At 36.1% G+C, this 19,195-nt stretch carries 10 protein-coding genes; 5 read left to right on the top strand and 5 right to left on the bottom strand.

The features are described 5' to 3' along the window. Nucleotides 1-36 precede the first annotated feature (36 nt). From KTJ72_RS02330 to KTJ72_RS02310, 5 genes are all read left to right on the top strand, one after another. The gene (locus KTJ72_RS02330) at nt 37-852 is read left to right on the top strand and encodes an ABC transporter permease (RefSeq protein ID WP_057198415.1); all 816 of its coding nucleotides are present in this window, start codon (nt 37-39) and stop codon (nt 850-852) included. A 156-nt stretch (nt 853-1,008) separates the two neighbouring features. Continuing rightward, nucleotides 1,009-1,455 carry a MarR family winged helix-turn-helix transcriptional regulator gene (locus tag KTJ72_RS02325; RefSeq protein WP_041153085.1) on the top strand — a complete coding sequence of 149 codons (447 nt, stop codon included), beginning with the start codon at nt 1,009-1,011 and terminating at the stop codon, nt 1,453-1,455. A 365-nt stretch (nt 1,456-1,820) separates the two neighbouring features. Continuing rightward, nucleotides 1,821-3,143, top strand: a complete 1,323-nt coding sequence (locus KTJ72_RS02320; RefSeq protein WP_160185007.1) for an amino acid permease — start codon at nt 1,821-1,823, stop codon at nt 3,141-3,143. A gap of 368 nt (nt 3,144-3,511) precedes the next feature. Continuing rightward, nucleotides 3,512-4,834: an amino acid permease gene (locus KTJ72_RS02315; protein WP_057198436.1), complete on the top strand. Its 1,323-nt coding sequence runs from the start codon at nt 3,512-3,514 to the stop codon at nt 4,832-4,834. A gap of 200 nt (nt 4,835-5,034) precedes the next feature. Beyond that, complete coding sequence (locus KTJ72_RS02310; RefSeq protein WP_217304053.1) at nt 5,035-6,495, top strand: APC family permease; 1,461 nt, start codon at nt 5,035-5,037, stop codon at nt 6,493-6,495. A gap of 47 nt (nt 6,496-6,542) precedes the next feature. Here the strand turns inward: KTJ72_RS02310 and KTJ72_RS02305 are convergent, their stop codons facing one another. From KTJ72_RS02305 to KTJ72_RS02285, 5 genes are all read right to left on the bottom strand, one after another. Then, on the bottom strand, nt 6,543-8,057 hold the full coding sequence (locus KTJ72_RS02305; RefSeq protein WP_057198438.1) for a hypothetical protein: 1,515 nt from the start codon (nt 8,055-8,057) through the stop codon (nt 6,543-6,545). A 105-nt stretch (nt 8,058-8,162) separates the two neighbouring features. Beyond that, nucleotides 8,163-9,500, bottom strand: a complete 1,338-nt coding sequence (locus KTJ72_RS02300) for an FAD-dependent oxidoreductase (protein WP_041153088.1) — start codon at nt 9,498-9,500, stop codon at nt 8,163-8,165. Between the two features lie 223 nt (nt 9,501-9,723). Beyond that, nucleotides 9,724-10,536, bottom strand: coding sequence for a CPBP family intramembrane glutamic endopeptidase (locus KTJ72_RS02295; RefSeq protein ID WP_217304052.1), 813 nt, complete (start codon nt 10,534-10,536; stop codon nt 9,724-9,726). A gap of 76 nt (nt 10,537-10,612) precedes the next feature. Further along, entirely contained in the window at nt 10,613-14,563 is a 3,951-nt protein-coding gene (locus tag KTJ72_RS02290; RefSeq protein WP_217304051.1) for a KxYKxGKxW signal peptide domain-containing protein, read from the bottom strand. Between the two features lie 142 nt (nt 14,564-14,705). Then, nucleotides 14,706-19,007 (bottom strand): glycoside hydrolase family 70 protein, encoded by a 4,302-nt coding sequence (locus KTJ72_RS02285; protein ID WP_217304050.1) that lies wholly within the window; start codon nt 19,005-19,007, stop codon nt 14,706-14,708. Nucleotides 19,008-19,195: the final 188 nt, after the last annotated feature.

Raw genomic sequence — 19,195 nt, 5'->3', positions numbered from 1 at the left:
TGATTAATTTCGAATAAAGATTTGGAGGCCAACGTATTGGTTGATTTATTAAAACAAGAAATGAACAAGAAAAACCGTTTTATTTTTCTTGCAATGGCAGTTTTCTTAGTTATCGTTACTATCCTAATGGCTGTTATTGGTAAAGACACTAGAACTCTAGATGGTTACAAGCTAATGAACACATTTGGTGGAATTACTCCTGTAATCGAATTACTTGCTACTATCATTACTGCAACCAGATTTGCTGGTGTCGACAGTAATAAACAAGTTAGACAAAATATGGAAAGACACAGCAAGATTACAATCTTCTTCTCAAAGATTTTCACTTGCATGATTGGATACTTCATTCTACTTGCTCTTTCTGTTCTAACTATCATTTTCATGAAATACCTAGTATTCCCTGAAAGTGCCTTTGCTGGTAAGCTAGCTCAAGAATTACAATGGGCTACATTAGGTAACATTGCTTACGTGTTCATTTTTGAATCATTCGTAATCATGGTTATTGGTTTTTGTAAGACTTGGTACGGTGCCATTGCTTTCGGTGTTGCATTAAACTACATCACAGAAATTATTGCCGGAATCTTCATGATCTTCATCTATAACAACCGTCAACTAATTTGGAACCCATTCAACTTTTTCTTCGTTGAAAAACAAATTCAAGATGGTATGAAGCACATGATGACCCGTTTAACATTGAACCAAATCATTGCCGGTTCAATTGTTTATGCCGGAATCTTCTTCGTAATTGGATTTATCATCTTTGTCTTCATCAGAAAGTTCAAGACAGATGATGAACTAATCGCAAAGCGCCAAGCTAAGAAAAATAAAAAGCAAAAATTACAAACTGCATAATATCCTTTATATATTGCACTCAAATAGGCACCGTGAGTAAAGTCACAGTGCCTATTTTGTTGACCAATTTCAATTTAGTGATATTCTATAATATTGTATACAATATAATCATTTGCTAGACAAAATCCACCGAACTAAAGAAAGGAGTTTTGCATTATGCCAAAAGAAGTAACTCTAAACGATCAAATTTGTTTCCAAATTTCTCGTGCACATCAACTATTCAACAAGTTCTATCAAGAACCTTTAGAAAAATTCAACTTAACATACGTTCAATACATTACACTATTATCACTATGGGAAAACGATGGAGTAACTGTTAACTACCTAAGCCAAAAGCTAGGTCTTTCTAACGGTACTTTGACTCCGCTATTAAAGCGTCTTGAAAAAGCTGGCTGGATCACCAGAAACCGTGATAAAGCTGATGAACGTCGCGTCCTAATTCACTTAACACAATTAGGTAAGGACAATAAAGAACCAATTTTGGAATCAGTTCAAGGTTGCTTAAACCGTCTAAACTACAGCGATGATGAATTCGCCGATGCAATGGATACCATCGTTGATTTACAACACCGTTTGGAAAAAACTAACGAAAACGACAAATAACTTTGTCACTATTTAATTGACACCTGTCTTTTATGAGTATACAATATTAGTTGTTAAGAAAAGACATGTCTATTTGATGATGCTTTCCAGAGAGGATTACATTTTTCTGTAAGTAATCTATTGCATCCAAATAGTTACCACTTTTCTCTTCTATTAAATCGATATTATTTTTAATGACTAATATGAGGGCATTATGGGCTTAACCGTAGTGCTAAAGATGGGTGGAACCACGTTAATACTAACGTCCCTGACACATAAGTGTCAGAGGCGTTTTTTTTATTTCCCCCACCTCAAATAAATTCAAGAAGGTGGAAGTATTGTCAGAAAATAATGATAAGTTAGAAAGAAAGCTTAGCGCCCGTCACATGAAGATGATTGCGCTAGGTGGAACTATCGGGGTCGGCCTATTCATGGGTGCTAAGTCCACAATCGGTTGGACTGGTCCTTCCGTGTTACTAGACTACGCAATTGCAGGATTATTCCTATACCTAATCATGCGTGCGCTAGGTGAAATGTTGTATGTTCATCCAGTTACTGGATCATTCTCACAATTCGCCTCAGAATACCTACACCCCGTTTTTGGTTATTTAACCGCGTGGAGTAATGTCTTCCAATACATCGTTGTTGGAATTTCAGAAGTAATCGCGATTGGTACATACATGCAATTCTGGTGGCCTCATTTACCAACCTGGTTGCCAGGAATTGTCGCTATTGTCTTCCTATGTATCGCCAACTTAGTATCAGTAAGTGCCTTTGGTGAATTAGAATACTGGTTCGCCTTAGTAAAAGTCGTCACCATCATTGCGATGATTATCATTGGTTTAGTCATCATCGTCTTTGGTTTTAATGGTATTCACCCTACTGGTATTTCAAACATTTGGAGCCATGGTTTCTTCGCAAACGGCTTTAAAGGTTTCTTCTTTGCCCTAGCAATCGTAATTGCATCATATCAAGGAATCGAATTAATTGGTGTGACTGCCGGTGAAGCTGAAAATCCTAAGCAAACATTAGTGAAGGCTATCCAAGATACCATTGGTCGTATCCTAATCTTCTATATCGGTGCCATTTTCGTTATCCTAAGTATTTACCCTTGGGACAAGATTAGCCAAATCGGTTCACCTTTCGTAGAAACATTCTCACAAGTAGGTATCACTGCAGCTGCTTCAATCATTAACTTCGTTGTGGTAACTGCTGCATTATCAGGATCTAACTCTGGAATTTACAGTGCTAGTCGTATGGAATTCTTATTATCTGAAGAAGGTCAACTTCCAAAGGTATTCAAGAAGTTAAACCGCCACGGTGTCCCATACGTTTCAGTAATCAGTATCTCAGCTGGTATCCTAATTGGACTATTCCTAAACGTCTTACTACCAATCTTCTTCCCATCAGCGAACCAAATCTTCGTGTACGTCTACAGTTCATCTGTACTACCAGGTATGGTGCCATGGGTTGTTATCTTGGTATCTCAAATCCGTTTCAGAAAGCAACACCCAGAAGAATTAGTGAACCATCCATTCAAGATGCCACTATCACCTATCAGTAATTACATTACGCTAATCTTCTTAGCAATTACCTTGGTGTTCATGTTCATTAACCCTTCTACTAGAATTCCTTTGATTATTGGAATCTTCTTCCTATTAATCATGACAATTCTATACTTCGTAAAATTCAATCAAAACAACAAATAGGTAGTGCGACGTTTGTTGAATAAAATTCATCAATTGTTAAATTCCTTGACATTAATTTTAATATGTAATAACATTTCTTAAATAATAAACATTAGAATTATGTAAGTAAAAAATCTTACTGGGGAATTTTTAACGATTGTCAGCAAGATCGTCGTGAAGTAAAACCAGTGCAATATACCAGCAATTTTAACGATTATTTAAGGATTATTTAAATATATTGTATTGGTTATGCATTTTTATAAAAACCCTAGTACAATAGATAATGTAGTACTAGGTTTTTTATTACATAATTTCTTACAGGATGGTGAAATATATTGGCAGAAGAAAAGCAAGAAAAGAAACTAGAACGTAAATTAAGTTCTAGACAGATGCAAATGATCGCCCTTGGGGGAACAATCGGGGTTGGTCTATTTATGGGTGCCAAGTCCACAATTGAATGGACTGGTCCTTCTGTATTGCTAGCATATGCAATTGCTGGTGTGTTCTTATATCTAATTATGAGAGCTTTGGGTGAAATGTTATACGATAACCCAATTAGTGGTTCATTCTCACATTTCGCTTCTGAATACATGCACCCCGTTTTTGGTTACTTAACCGCTTGGTCTAACATTTTCCAATGGGTTGTTGTTGGTATTTCAGAAATGATTGCTATTGGTACTTATATGCAATTCTGGTGGCCATCAATTCCATCTTGGGTACCTGGTATTATCGCGGTAGTATTCTTATGTATTGCCAACTTAATCTCAGTTAGTGCCTTTGGTGAATTGGAATACTGGTTTGCTTTAATTAAGGTTGTCACAATCATTGCAATGATTATTGTTGGTTTAGTAATCATTGTGTTAGGTTTCAATGGTGTCGGCCCTACTGGTATTTCTAACCTATGGTCACACGGATTCTTTACTGGTGGTTTCAAAGGATTCTTCTTTGCACTATCAATCGTATTCGCTTCTTACCAAGGAATCGAATTAATTGGTGTTACTGCTGGTGAAGCTGAAAACCCTAAGAAGACTTTAGTTAAAGCTATCCAAGACACTATTGGTCGTATCTTAATCTTCTACATCGGATCAATCTTCGTAATGCTATCAATCTACCCATGGGATAAGATTGCAAACATTGGTTCACCTTTCGTAGAAACATTCTCACAAGTAGGTATTACAGCTGCAGCTTCAATCATTAACTTTGTTGTTTTAACAGCCGCTCTATCAGGTTCTAACTCAGCAATTTACAGTTCAAGCCGTATGTCATACCTATTAGCACAACAAGGCCAATTACCTGACAGATACAACAAGATTAACAAGCACGGTGTTCCATACATCTCTGTTATCTCAATTGCTACTGGTATTTTATTGGGAGTTATTTTAAACGTAATTCTTCCTCTATTCTACAAAGGAGCAAACCAAGTATTCGTATACGTATACAGTTCATCTGTTCTTCCAGGTATGGTTCCATGGTTTGTAATTATCATGTCAGAACTTAAGTTTAGAAAGCAACATCCTGAAAAACTAGTTGGTCATCCATTCAAGATGCCACTAGCACCTTTCTCAAACTATCTAACATTACTAGTACTATTCGTTACTTTAGTATTTATGTTCTTCAATGATGATACAAGAATTCCATTGATTGTAGGGATCGTCTTCTTAGCATTAATGACAATCCTATACTTTGTTAGATTTAATAAGAAAGCCAAGTAATTCATATTAAAACTAATGTAGCCACCCTTTTACTATTCAAGGGTGGCTATTTTCATGTTAGAATAGTAGTTACGTTTGTTTATTATTTACAAACAGTATTTGACAAATTAACAAAAACGATTAAAATATAATCAATTTCTAATCATTTTTTAATAAACGAGATGCCATCTTGTTTATACATACGAAAAGAGGTAATTTTTATGGCGAATCTATTCAAACGAATGAATCGAAAAGAAGACCCTAGTGTCTATGAGCAAAAGGATTCTAACTTGGTCAGATCATTGACTACAAAGGATTTCTTAGCTTTAGGAGTTGGAACAATTGTTTCTACTGCTATCTTCACCCTTCCTGGTATCGTGGCTGCAAACAATGCAGGTCCTGCGGTAACTATTTCTTTCTTACTTGCAGCGATTGTTGCTGGGTTGGTTGCTTTATCTTACGCAGAAATGGCTTCAGCCATGCCGTTTGCCGGATCTGCATATTCATGGATTAACGTCGTTTTTGGAGAATTCTGGGGCTGGGTTGCCGGATGGGCACTTCTAGCAGAATACTTCATCGCTGTTTCCTTCGTTGCAGCTGGATTATCGGCTAACTTCCGAGGTCTAATTGCACCACTTGGAATTAATTTTCCTACATACTTAGCTAACCCTGTCAGTGCAAAAGGCGGATTAGTTGATATTTGTACCGTTGTTGTAATTTTGATCGTAATGTTCTTAATTACACGTGGTGACAAGCAAACTTCTCGTGTTGAAAATGTATTAGTAATTTTAAAGGTAGCTGCCGTATTAGTATTTATCGTTGTCGGTGCTACTGCCATTCACTTCGCCAATTACGTTCCATTTATTCCTGCTCACCATGTTAATGCCGATGGGACTAACTTCGGTGGCTTCAGCGGAATCTACGCTGGTGTTTCAGTAATTTTCCTATCATACATTGGTTTTGATTCAATTGCTGCTAACTCAGCAGAAGCAAAGAACCCTCAAAAGACAATGCCTAGAGGTATCATTGGTTCTCTAGTAATTGCCGTTACACTATTCGTTGCCGTATCACTAGTTCTAGTTGGTATGTTCAAGTACACTAACTACGCTGGTAATGCTGAACCAGTTGGTTGGGCCCTACGTCAAGCTGGTCACCCAATTGTTGCTTCAGTAGTTCAAATCATCGCCGTTGTAGGTATGTTCACTGCCCTAATCGGTATGATGATGGCAGGTTCACGTCTACTATACTCATTCGGTAGAGATGGAATGCTACCTAAGTTCCTGGGTAAGATTAACAAGAAGAGTCACCTTCCACTAAATGCAATCATTACTATGACTGTTATCTCAGTTGTTATCGGTGCCTTCTTAACATTTACTTTCCTATCACAACTAATTTCAGCCGGTACATTAATCGCCTTCATGTTCGTTTCAATTGGTATTTACCCACTTAGAAAACGTGAAGGAAAAGACATCAACATGCCTGGCTTCAAAGAACCATTCTTCCCTGTTATGCCTGCTTTAGGTTTCATTGCATCACTTGCAGTATTCTGGGGTCTAGACAACGACGCTAAGATTTATGCGCTTGTATGGTTCATCATCGGTATGGTTATCTACTTTGTATATGGTATGCACCATAACACTAGAAACCAACAAGCCGAAGTTAAATCAAATGATAATGAATAATTAAAACCAAATAAAAAGAGGACTCGAATGAGTCCTCTTTTTTTATGCTATTTTCTTACGTATAGGTCAATCCAACCTTCGCTATGATCTTGATAGTTAAATCTCATATGACGAAGTCTGATGTAGTGTTCCTTTAGGAATCTAGTATCAACCTTCCATAGTTTCCAGCCCTTACGGTACTTAGTAACTACGAACTTGTATTTTAGTGAATGTAAGTAATCACGTTGTGCATCATACATTGGCTTGTATTGGATGTTATTTCTGATAAAGAAACGATTATCAGCATGGGTTCCTGTGTATGTGTATAGACCAACATCTAGGAAACGGTAGTTCAATAATGACTTATCCTTAGACTTGTTAATAATCTTCGAATATTCATATTGATATGATTCACTAGGTTTTAAGTAATGTAAGCTTGTACGGTAATTCCTGTTTGTTACAAAGATTCCCAATAAAGCAATTACTGACAATCCCCAGATTAAATACTTCTTGTTATATAGATACTTATCGACAAGTAATCCTAATTCGAACAAGTAGAAGATGATGAATGGTTCACACGCGAATAGGTAGTATGAAAAACTAGCGCCACCAACTTCATAAGTTGCTAGAATGTCGATAAAGACGATTAGAACAAGTAGAATCTTGTTACTATCGTGCATCTTAGCTTCACGCATGTATCTAACAACCGCACAAATGAATAGTGCAATCATTAGGTAGTAAACAGTTCGGATAATCACTAAGTGATGTGAAAAACCAAATGTTGGGTATTCCATCTTAAATAGCGTGTATGCGAACGATGCGTTTTGCACATGGTAATGTGTCAAGTTTAGGTAGAAGTAGTCGTTAAATAGGAATTTTAAGGCTCCTGTGGCCCAATATAGAATGATGATTGGTAATGTAATGGATAAAAATCCGATTAACGCGTCTAAGATGATCACAAATAACTTTTTAAAGCGTTTAGTGAATAGACATGCTAAACCAACATAAATAAAGAAAATTACCCATGGAATAACTAATGAATATTTAATCCAAAATAGAATTGCAACAAAGCATCCATTAACTATGTAGTAACGACGTGGCATATCAAACCAGTTGTATTTAATACATGAGTATAGCAAGATTAATACAAAGGTCATTGCGTATTCCTCTGGTAAATCACCATAGTAGAAGATACGGCTGGTAAATGCCAATGGGATAAATAAGAAACTGCAGAACATTGCTGTTCTTGCACTTAATTTCATTGATAGAATTCTGTTAATGTACGCGATATCTAGGAACAACAACAATGATTCAATTACATAGATAAATGTAAAAGAGTTGTATGAAAAGATCGCATTCGCGGAATGAATTAAGTAAATTAATGGTCCCCTATTATCGAATAAATCCTTGTAGGGAAGTAATCCGTGTAGTAATCCTTTTCCAACAGTATACATTGTATTCGCGTCTACTGATTTGTTAAATGCGTAGAACGGCGAAGCTGTTGTTAAAAAGAACATACAAACAAAACTAATCACTAACATCAAAATGTTCTTAGCGGTTAGTCTATTTATAATTTTTTTCATTTTCTCACCTCATCTTGTAATAATAATCCAATAAAATTAAAATAGCTATAAAAAAATTCCCTAAAATGAAATTTTTAGGGAATTTTTCAAATTTAGTTAAGAATTTTACTTTTCTTCTTGCGCTTGAGCAGCTTGACCCAAAATGTTTAGGTAGTGGAATGGACGGTCAAAGTTTGGTTGGAATAACATATCAACCATAGCTAAGTCATCGATTGTGTTCTTGTTTTGGATAAGAACAGATAATGTGTTAGCTGATTGAGAAATGTCATAACGACTCATTAATGATCCACCTAAGATACGACGAGTGCTTGGGTCGTATACTAGTTCCATTAATACCTTTTCAGTTGTTGGCATGAATTCTGGACGGTAGTTATCTTCAACAACTACTGAGCTTGCTTTCATATTCTTTCTTTCAGCCATACCAACTGTCATTCCAGTAGAAACCAATGAGTAATCATATAGTTGTAAACCTGATGATGATTGGGTACCCATGTACTTAGTTGTTGGCTTTTCGATGTTTTGACCAACTAGAATACCTTGGCGAACAGCATTAGTTGCTAGTGGAATGTATTCATTAGTTTCACTTGGGTTGAAGTGCACAGCAGCACTGTCACCGGCAGCAAAGATATCTGGGTTTGATGATTGCATGTATTCGTTAGTGATGATGGCACCGTTATCCATCATATCAACCTTGCCAGTTAATAGTTCAGTGTTTGGTTGGAAACCAACACATAGGATAGCCATGTCAGCCTTAATGTCGTGATCACCAGTTGATAATGTTAATTCATCATCACCTGAGAACTTTTGAACACGAACACCTAGTTCTAGTTTTACGTTGTGGTCAGCGTATAGTTCTTCAATCTTGTCAGTGAACTTCTTATCGAAGTACTTTGATAGTACGTGACTGTCACTGTTGATTAAAGTAGTTTCGTGACCGTGGTTTGAGAATGCTTCTGCTAATTCAGCACCGATGTAACCAGCACCAACAACGGCGATACGCTTGTGGTCCTTAGCCTTTTCAAATAGGATTTGAGCATCGTGCCAGTTCTTGCAGAAGAAGACGTTCTTGTTATCGCGACCTTCGATTGGAGGAAGAACAGGACGTGAACCTGTTGTCATAACTAGCTTGTCGTACTTATCAGTAAATACGTCATGTGAATCTAAGTTTTCAACTTCGATTGTCTTAGCGTCAGTATCTACAGACTTTACACTGTGTAGCATTTTAACGTTTGCACCTAAATCGGATAATTCCTTAGGATTTGAGTAGAATAAACCTTGAGGATCCTTAACTTTACCATCTAGGTATAAAGCGATACCACATGATAGGAATGAAATGTTGTCATTTCTTTCGTATACAGTAACTTCTGCATCTGGGTGTTCTTTTAAAATTTGTTTAACAGCGAATGTACCTGCATGTGTACAACCAATAACAATAACTTTCATATTGTAATACCTTCTCTATTCTGTATTTTTTCATTTATATTTTCTCTACAACTCTAATTATATGTATTGTGAATAAAAACACAATAATTTTATTTGTCCTTAAGATAAATTTAACATTTGATATATTAACAGTAGTTATAGCGCTTTTTAACTTTGTGTAACATCTCACTGAGTTTCACAAAAGTATAAAAAAAGCAACGGAATCATTCCGTTGCTTAAGCGTTTAAAATAGTAGATCCTTCTTGCCTTGCTTACGATTGTAGATAAGTAATGATAGGTATGAAGATACCAATCCAATTACAAAAATGGTAATCGACATAATATCAACTGTATTGGTAGTTGCTGAATTCAAAAGTGTTGAATGCATTGAAAATACAAATGCCGAATAGTCCATCAATGTGTGCAATATGATGGAAACCCAGATATTCTTACTTACATAGTAGACGGTTGCTAATACAAAACCTAATCCGGCTGCGTAGATCACTTGGTTGGTAGTATCCCAAAATGGTGCTACGAAGTAATTCAACATATGAAGAGAACCGAAGACGATGCTAGAAAAGAAAATGCTCTTCATAACTGGGTATTTCTTGAAGCCCTTCAACATCGCCCCCATCATGACACCGCGAATGGAGATTTCTTCAAACATCCCTACGAATAACGCTTCAATTAGTCCGACACCAAATGCTAGGCCAATGTTGAACGCATTCATGTGGTACAAAAGACTCTTCCAGACAATTGTGTCACTGGCCACTGTGATGTTCATAATGGTTAGGACAATCATTAGCCATCCATCCTTGAACATGTGCATGTAGCCACCCTTTTGATGCATGACGTCAATCTTCCATTCACGTTTAGCATATATCAATAGTGCAACTGCGAATACCGCTCTTAGGATTCCCGGATCCATTTGGCCGAGCAACTTATGAGCAGTGGTATAAATGTTGAAGTTCATGGAGGTCATCCCCACAAGATTCAACGCAATAAAATCGACCAGCAATACCCAAAAAGTGATTGCCCACATCTTTCTTAATTTCATATTATTTCCTCGCTTTAATTGATGAAAACATCATAACACACAAAAAAAGAATACCAAAGTGGCATTCTTTTTTAGGTTATTTGTAGCTGTTCTTAAACGCGTTCATTTCTTTGTAGTACTTAGACATAGTCTTATTAATCTTTGAAGCCTTTGCCTTTAACTTCTTCAAAGCAGCGCGGTTCTTCTTAGCGTTATGTTTCTTTAGGTTCTTCTTAACCTTTGCTTCTTGAGCATTAACATTAGTTAATTCAGCTTTTGCCTTGTTTACTAATCCAACATTCTTGAAGTAACCAGCTAAACCATTCTTTCTATTGTTAAGTCTGTCGTAAGACTTCTTATCACTGTTGTACTTCTTAAGAAGCTTTTTGTAATGAGCACTATGCTTATTCTTTAATTTTGAAAGCTTGGATTTTTCTTTATCCAACGATTTTTTTAATTTAGTAACTTTGGTTTTAAGATTATTAAGATCTGATTGTCTAGGAATCTTACGACCCTTAAGTCCCTTAAGAGTTCCACCCTTAGTAATCTTGTACTTCTTACCCTTGTATTCGGCAGTTCCTGACTTACGTAGTTTTCCATCCTTAGTGAATGCATAGAAGTAACCGTCATATTCATGGATTCCCCCCTGAATATTGTTATTCTTATCTAAGAAAAACTTTGATCCATAAGGTAAAGTGATAACTTGGTTAGGTGCAACCAATTGTCCATATTTATTAAAGTTAAATCTTTGGTTGTTAATACCTATTCCCTGTTGAGCTGGATGGTTATCAAAGGAAATGTAGTAAATCTTCTTTCCTTTGTAATCCTTGATGAATGTATTTCCTGTTGCTTCACCATTACTGTCAAACTTGTATACATTACCGGCATTATTGATAATTCCAGTGGTTACCTTGTTCTTCTTTAAGTAGTAGAAAACGCTATTGTTTGATGGTGATTGAACAAATGTGTTGTTTCCTTGGATAGTACCATCTGAAGAAATCTTGAATGTTTGGCTACCAACAGTTACATCTGAAGTTGCCATCTTTCCGTCAGTTCCATAGTAAGATACTGTACCATCAGAGTTCTTAACAATTGAGTTCTTAACTACGATACCATTATCACCAAAGTCATATTGAGCGCCGTTTACAACTTTCTTACCTAATAGCGCCTTACCATCGTTTCCAAAGTAGTATTGGTATCCAGTACCTGGGTTAACTTCAACAAATTGGTTCTTAACCATGTTTCCGTTGTTGTCGAAGTAGTAGTATGCACCATTGTCTACATAGAAAGTATTAATAGCTTCGTAACCAGTTTGAGCATCATAGTAGTGAGTGTTACCTTGGTCATCTGTAATCATTTGACCAGCAGTACGTTTACCATTAATGAACCAAGTGTTGTGACCGTTAATTACGTAACTACCGTTTTGGTTTTCAATTCCATTGTTATTAACAGAGTTTGAAATGTTCATAGCAATTGAACTAACGCTGTTTTCAAGATCCTTAGCAGTCTTGTAAGCATCGTTTGCAATATCAGTGTATAGACTTGCACGTACATCGGTACCCATACCGACAGAATTCTTAATGTTTTGTTGTGCAGTAGTTAAACTATTTTGAGCTTGGCTAATCTTGTTCAATGCATCAGTAATCTTGCTTTGATCAGCATCTGGTTGTGCCTTTAAAGCGTTAATTAATACAGAGTCATCTTGTAGGTAACCTTGTAGCTTAGTAATGTTTGTGGTTAAACCATCGTTAGTTTTTGAACCATCTGATTGACCGAATTGGTAGTTGTCAACAGTTGCTGCAGCAGTTGATGACATGAAGTATGGTTCGTTTTGAATTGAACTAAAGTTAACAATGTTGTATGACTTGTTAGCTTCTGGTAGGTATAGTTCGATAGTAGTGTTATCTACGTATACTTCTAGTTTTGTGATGTGAGTAGTGCTTAGTGCAGTAACTGCATCCTTTGAAAGCAAGTCATATAGTGAGTTTTGACGTTTAACTTCAATACCATTCTTGTTCAATGTAATAGTGATTGTTGATTGATTACGTTTAAATGTAATAGTCTTGTTAGCTTGACCACTATCGAAAGTGAAGTCTAACTTGTTGTTAGTGTTTACAAGAACTGATTGAGCTGAAGAATTAATTCTGTAGCTACTTACTAGCTTGTTGTCAGGTTCGATTGGAATGTACTTAAGTGTTCCATTAACGTTTTGAATCAAACGAGGTAACGTAATTGTACCACTGTGCTTAGTAAGACCATCGTAATCGGTAATAGCTGTGGCTAGTGGTGAGTAGAACCAGTTACCACTCCAGTTAATGTTAATTAGGTTGTTACTATCAAGATTAGTACTGTTTCCAGCGTAAACATCACTCTTGAAGTCAGCACCATCGGTGTTAACGAATTGTGCATCGGGAGCTAGCTTAAATACACCGTTCTTATCAAGGCTTCCCTTTACGTAAGCACTTGCACGGATGGTATCACTATGCCAACTGAAGAACATGAATGTTTGACCGTTGATTGTACGAATCAATGGAGTTTCAACTTCAAAAGGAACTGACTTAATAGTACCTAAATTAATATCTTCTTTAGAGTTATAAGTCCATTTGATACCATTGGTACTTCTGAAGACAAAAATTTTCTTAGACCATCCACCGGCAACGTAAGCAAGTAATGAACCATCACTTTGTGGTAGAACTTGAATGTCTCGGAAATCTCCTCCACCAATCTTAAACATTGCAGCGCTTAGCACTGGCTTGTCAGTAACTGGTTTAAATTGTTCTCCATTGTTACTGTATACCAAGTCAATATATTGTTTATCTTCAATATCGGTGAAGTAAGCTAATTTAGCGTTAGCGTCAATCTTGTTACCCCATTGATCTTTTTTGATTCTTCCATCATTTGAAACAATGGCACCTGTTGCTACATATTTCCAGAAAGTTTTATTTCCTGATACTACTTGATTAGCTGAACCAGTGTATCCACCAAAAGGAATAGCAACGTTCTTTAATGAAGTTGGGTTGCTTTGATCATATGATGTAAATGTCTTAAAGTCTTTTGTAGTGGCATGGTACCATTCGTTTGAGAACTTCTTTTGGTTTGGATATGGATTGTATAGGTAATATACGTCGTAGTAGTCTACCTTACCATCAGTTCCATCATGTGGAATAATTGATTGAATATCATTTGAGTATCCACGCGGAACGTTGTAATGGAAGTTTTGGCTGAATGCTGCGTTAGTCATTAATGCTTCATCAGTATGTGAATCATCTTTTGATAAGTAACCGTTCAAATCAGCATGGTAGTTTACCTTGTTTACTGTAATGTATTTATCAGTAATTAAGTATCCAGTTGAAGGATCAAAAAACATTTGCTTACCGTTAATGTTTTCAATTAACCCTTTGATTAACTTACCACTGTTTGAGAAGTAAACCTTTTGATTGTTTAATGTTTGAAGTCCTGTGGCAAGTTCACCATCTTTTTTAGCTAGATATGTAGACTTCTTATATGTGAAGGACTTGTTTTTAACTAGGTATCCCTTTTCGTTAAAGAATTTTTTAACACCCTTAATGGTTACTAATCCTTTAGCGTATGTACCCTTGTCAGTTAAATATCTAACACCTGATTTAGTGTATTTGTAACCAGACTTTCCTTTGACAACTTTCTTAGAAGCTTTTTTAGCTGACTTCTTAGTTGTTTTCTTAACAACTTTTTTGGTTGTTTTCTTTGTTGTCTTCTTAGCAACTTTCTTTGTAGCTACTTTATTACTTGATGTGTTATTAGTAGAAGTTTCATTATTCTCGTTATTTTTTACTTGATCTGCATTGGCATCATTCTTGTTTTCGTCTTTGGAAGCAATCGATGTGTTGTTATTTTGTAAAACAGTAACTGCATTATCGTTCACATCAGCGTTTACTTTCACTCCATTTGAAGCACCAGCAAGAGCAAACATACCTAACACTGCGGATGTAGCAATTCCAGCTACTACCCATTGCTTACCGGCTTTGTAACTTTTGAAATGAACCTTTGTTTCTTGATTACCGAAATTCATAATTTCCCCCATGGATTTTAAACTAACTATTTTTTAATAAAATTATAACAAAATTAAAATGTTTTTTTAAGAGTCTTTTGCACGATTTAATAATATTAATAAAAATACCGATAAGTATATATAACTTATCGGTATTTTTTTATTATGACAAATAATTGTTTACGTAATTATTGTACTTTTTGATTTCAGCCTTCAGACTTGTAACTTGCTTAGAAATTGTTGTGTAAGCATTGGTGTGTTTCTTAATGCCTTTCAATTTCTTTTCAGCTAGTTTTAAATCTTTCTTATAATTTTGAATTTGAGCTTGCACGTTCTTTAGATCGTCATCAGAAGTAATTCTGGCAGTATTAAAGTTAACTGTACCGTTCTTTCTTAGGGTGTAAGTAATTGATTTAGTCTTCACATTACCAGACTTCTTCATATTACCATCTGAACCGAAGAAGTAGTACTTACCAGATACTTTAATGATTCCATATCTAACTTGATTCTTAGCATTAAGTACATATTTACCACTACCAGTAACTACTAACTTGTTAGGAGCGATCACTCTACCGTCTTTGTTTACGGTAATCTTATTATTTTTGCTCTTAAATGACTTGGTAACTAGTTGACCGTTGTTCTTGTTGTAATAAGTTAGAGCTCCAGTCTTCTTGTTTACTACATAGGTTCCCTTAACTTGAGTACCATTGCTATTGAAGTAATATTTCTTCTTATTAATAGTCTTTGCCCCAGTAACAACGTTTCCGTTCTTATCAGCATAGTAGTAATTGTTCTTGTAACTGAAGAAGCTATTCTTAACAAGGTTACCTGATCCTGCTGCAAAGTATTGCTTCTTGCCATTTACAGTAACAATCTTATTCTTAACTTGGTATCCGTTAGTATCAAAGTATTGAGTAGTGTTACCGAACTTAAGAACTCCTTTGTGAGCATAACCATTCTTATCAATGTAGATAAATTGGCCAAAACCGTTACTTAGGTAGTAACCGGTAGATTGAGCCAAAATACCATTTGATTGGTAGTAACTCAATGTACCATCATCATTTTTAACTAGTGCATCCCTTACATTCACACCATTTGGTAGGAAGTAGTAGTTAGCACCATTAATGATTGTTGGTGTAGTTACAAAGTTACCTTGAGCATCAACGTAGTACCAGTTACCACTTTCATCCTTTAAGAATGAGTTGGTTGCAATATATCCACTAGGAGTGATGTATCTTTGTTGACCATCAATAGTAGTCAAACCATAGTTAACAGTTTGTCCTAATAGTTCCTTAGGCAATACAGTTGCTTGAATTCCAGGGTTATCTGATGTAGGGACAGTAAAGTATCCGGCACCATATGAATTACTTAGAACATATTCAGCACCACGCCCTTGGATGTTAGAACCATTTAAGTACTTAGCATCCCATACCTTAATCTTAGTTGAGGGATCGATTGTCTTACCAGTTGATACTTGTTTTGTTGTGAACAAGTCTGGGTACATCTTTTGTAAATCACTCAAGAATTCTCCACCGTACTTAGCTTGGTAATCAGTACCTGAACCTTGACTGTAAGCATCATATAGCATGTTGATTAGGTTAGTCTTAGCATTAAGAACACCCAATTGATTTACACGAGTTGCGGAAACAACTTGTTGTTTTGGCAACATGTAAAGTTGATCTGGAACAAAGTCCATCAATACCTTTAGGTTTTGAGCATGCAATGCCTTAATCGCAGTAGTTAGTTGTTCTGCAGTACCGTACTTAGTTGGTGTGTTAAATCCTAGGTCATATCTATCATTAAATGAGTATCCATTTTGAACTGTAGAGTCCAAGAATGTTCCATCGTTTGTTGAACGATATTGTGGTGGCAACTCAATGTTTGTGAATCCTAAATTAGCAAATAGTTTTGCATTCTTAGCAATTACAACGTTTGAGTATTGTGATTGCTTAGTTGGCATGCTTTGGAAGTTAGAGAAAGCTTCAAAGATAACGTTTGAGTCTAAAGCAGCGTTTGAGTGGTATGACTTACCATCCTTAGTTGCCTTTGTACTTGCAGCAGTTCTAACATCTTGTTTTGCAGATGCGCCAACTGGTACCCACATTGATAGGTATCCTGATACTTGTGGGTTAGCGTATCCCTTGATTGCTGAACCAGTAAGAATTAAGCGACCTTTTGAATCTGTGTAAACAACACTCTTCTTGGCACTCTTATCAGTTGCATATGTTGCGATACCGTTCTTAGTAGTCTTCAATAATGGACGATATGCTTGGTTCTTGTGGGCAGCACCCATGTAAATAACAACCTTATCCTTCTTACCTAACTTAAGTTTAGGATTGTTACTTTCAATAACTGCAATTCCTGATTTTCTAGTTTGCTTAGTTCCCTTTGATGTAACGGCATTAGCACCCTTACCAAAACGAACTGAAACCAAAACTTTATCCTTACCATTGTTAACAGCAACAGTCTTCATAGCTTGTCCACCGGCAACATACTTCACTCTACCCTTTAGCATTGCACTAATTGAGTTGTAGTAAGGAGTCTTTGTTGCCATAAATTGACCATTATCAGTGTACAAATCACCGTAGTATACACGTGGTGTTGTATCCTTGTTAGTCAACATTAAAGCATAAGCTGCAGGAATGTTGTATTGAGTATATTTCTTGTTAGTACTCTTTTCATCGGCATTGTAAATCTTGAATGCCTTATTAATTTCATCCCATGTTGGGTTTAACCCATTTGCAGTTGGATTGATCTTGTCTTGAATAATTTGAGCAATCACTGTTTGAACACCCGCATCATGGGCTCTTACGATTGAGTAGTTAGGAATAGCAGTATTGTAAGTACTGTCTTTTCTTCTGTTAACCACACCTGCAGTAATTAGCTTAGCAATGTCCGAACGCTTTTTAGGATCGTTAGTTAATACATTAGCTAGTGCATCCTTGTAACCACCATCGATGGTCATTTGGTTAGAACCTTTATCCTTTAGATATTGGGCGTCGTTGGCACTCCAATCTTCTAGGATTGCTAAATGATCATTAGCGTTTTTATCATTCTTGTTGATACCGTAGGCGTCTTTAAAGTATCCGGCAATGATGTCTAAGATATCGGCGTCCATATTATCAACGGCATCGACACGAATTCCATCAAAGTTAGCATTCTTATCGTCTTGAGTGATAGTACCAAAATTCATCATGTAGTATAACCAGTTAAGAGTTTCAGCTTGAACAGTTGGATTTGAGTTATCAACGTCATTTGCCAATAAGAATTCATAACCAATGTAACTAGTCTTGTTGTAGTTTAAGACACCATTTTGTTGAGATGGATTTCTGTTAATAACACGGTATTCTGAATTGGCGTTTGGAGTAAGGTCATTATTTCCATAAATTAATGATCCACCTTGGAATCCGTCATTTAAATCGTAGTTTTCACTAGTCATGTTCCATTGTGATTGAGAATTTACGAAGTTAGTAAAAATGGTCTTAATCTTATCAACGCTACCATTACTTGCTTGAATATTCTTTTCAATATTCAATCTTACAGTAGCTGATGCAGTATTTAATTGATCAGAAGTATTGCTTGAACTGAAAGTACCTGAAACTAGTCCTTGTTTGCTCATGTAATTCAAGTAATCAATTTGCACTTTTTGAGATGGCCACCATACACTTAGTAGTGGTCTGAAATCATTTTCAGTAGAATCTCTCCATTGACCGTCGTTAACTTGAATTTGTTTTGGACGGTACCAAGAATCGGCGGTGATGAAGCCATTAACGTTAGTGATATTTTTATCATCAGCTGAATAGATAGCTGTCTTATCAGATGCAGCGATTGTTCCAGCAGCGAAGTTGTTGGTGTAGTTAGTTAAAGCCCCGTTGTCACCAAAGTAGTATTTAGTTCCGTTATCTTCAATAACTTGTGATTTTAGCATCACATTGTCGTTGTAGTAGTAAGTCTTGCCATCAATGTATTTTGTATGTGCTTTAAATGCATCAGATACATTGGCTGAAAGTTGTGGATTAACAGCACTATCAGTCTTTTCAGAAGCGGTTGCGGTAGTAGCTGCGGTTGCGGTAGTAGCTGCTGCTGAGTTTGTAGCACTTGAACTTGATGTTGAAGAAGCTGACACACTCTTGGCAGCAGCAACACTTGATTCGGCAGATGAACTAGCGGATGATGAGCTAGCACTTTGAGAAGCAGACGCACTTGAAGAAGCTGTTGATGATGAAGTAGATTGTTGAGTGGCTCCTTCTTCTTGAACATTGCTTTTATTGTCATTTGTATTTGAATTATTGGTAGATGTTGTTGTAACAGTAGTTTGCTCGTCAGCCCTTGCTGTTAAGCTGTGGTTATCGATGTTAATTAAAGTTAATGCAATTGCACCGGTTAAAATACCGGCAGTAATCCAGTGTTTACCAGATTTATACATTTTGTAATGTATTTTCTTATCATTATTCATAGAATTCATGATAAAGCCCTCCCCGAATTCTCTTCATTTTTCTTAATTAATGAGCAATTATACCAGCAAAAATGTTAACTTACTTAACATAAGAACGATGAAACAGTTTTTTAATATTTAAACGGGCTGGAAAGCTTATCATAATAAGGAATGAATAATAAATGTAACGATTATGAAACGTAATTTTAACAAAATAA

The organism is Apilactobacillus waqarii, from assembly GCF_019061205.1.
GTDB classification, from domain to species: domain Bacteria; phylum Bacillota; class Bacilli; order Lactobacillales; family Lactobacillaceae; genus Apilactobacillus; species Apilactobacillus waqarii.
The sequence above is the reverse complement of the archived record's forward strand: the minus strand, read 5'-3'. Positions and strand labels throughout refer to the sequence as shown.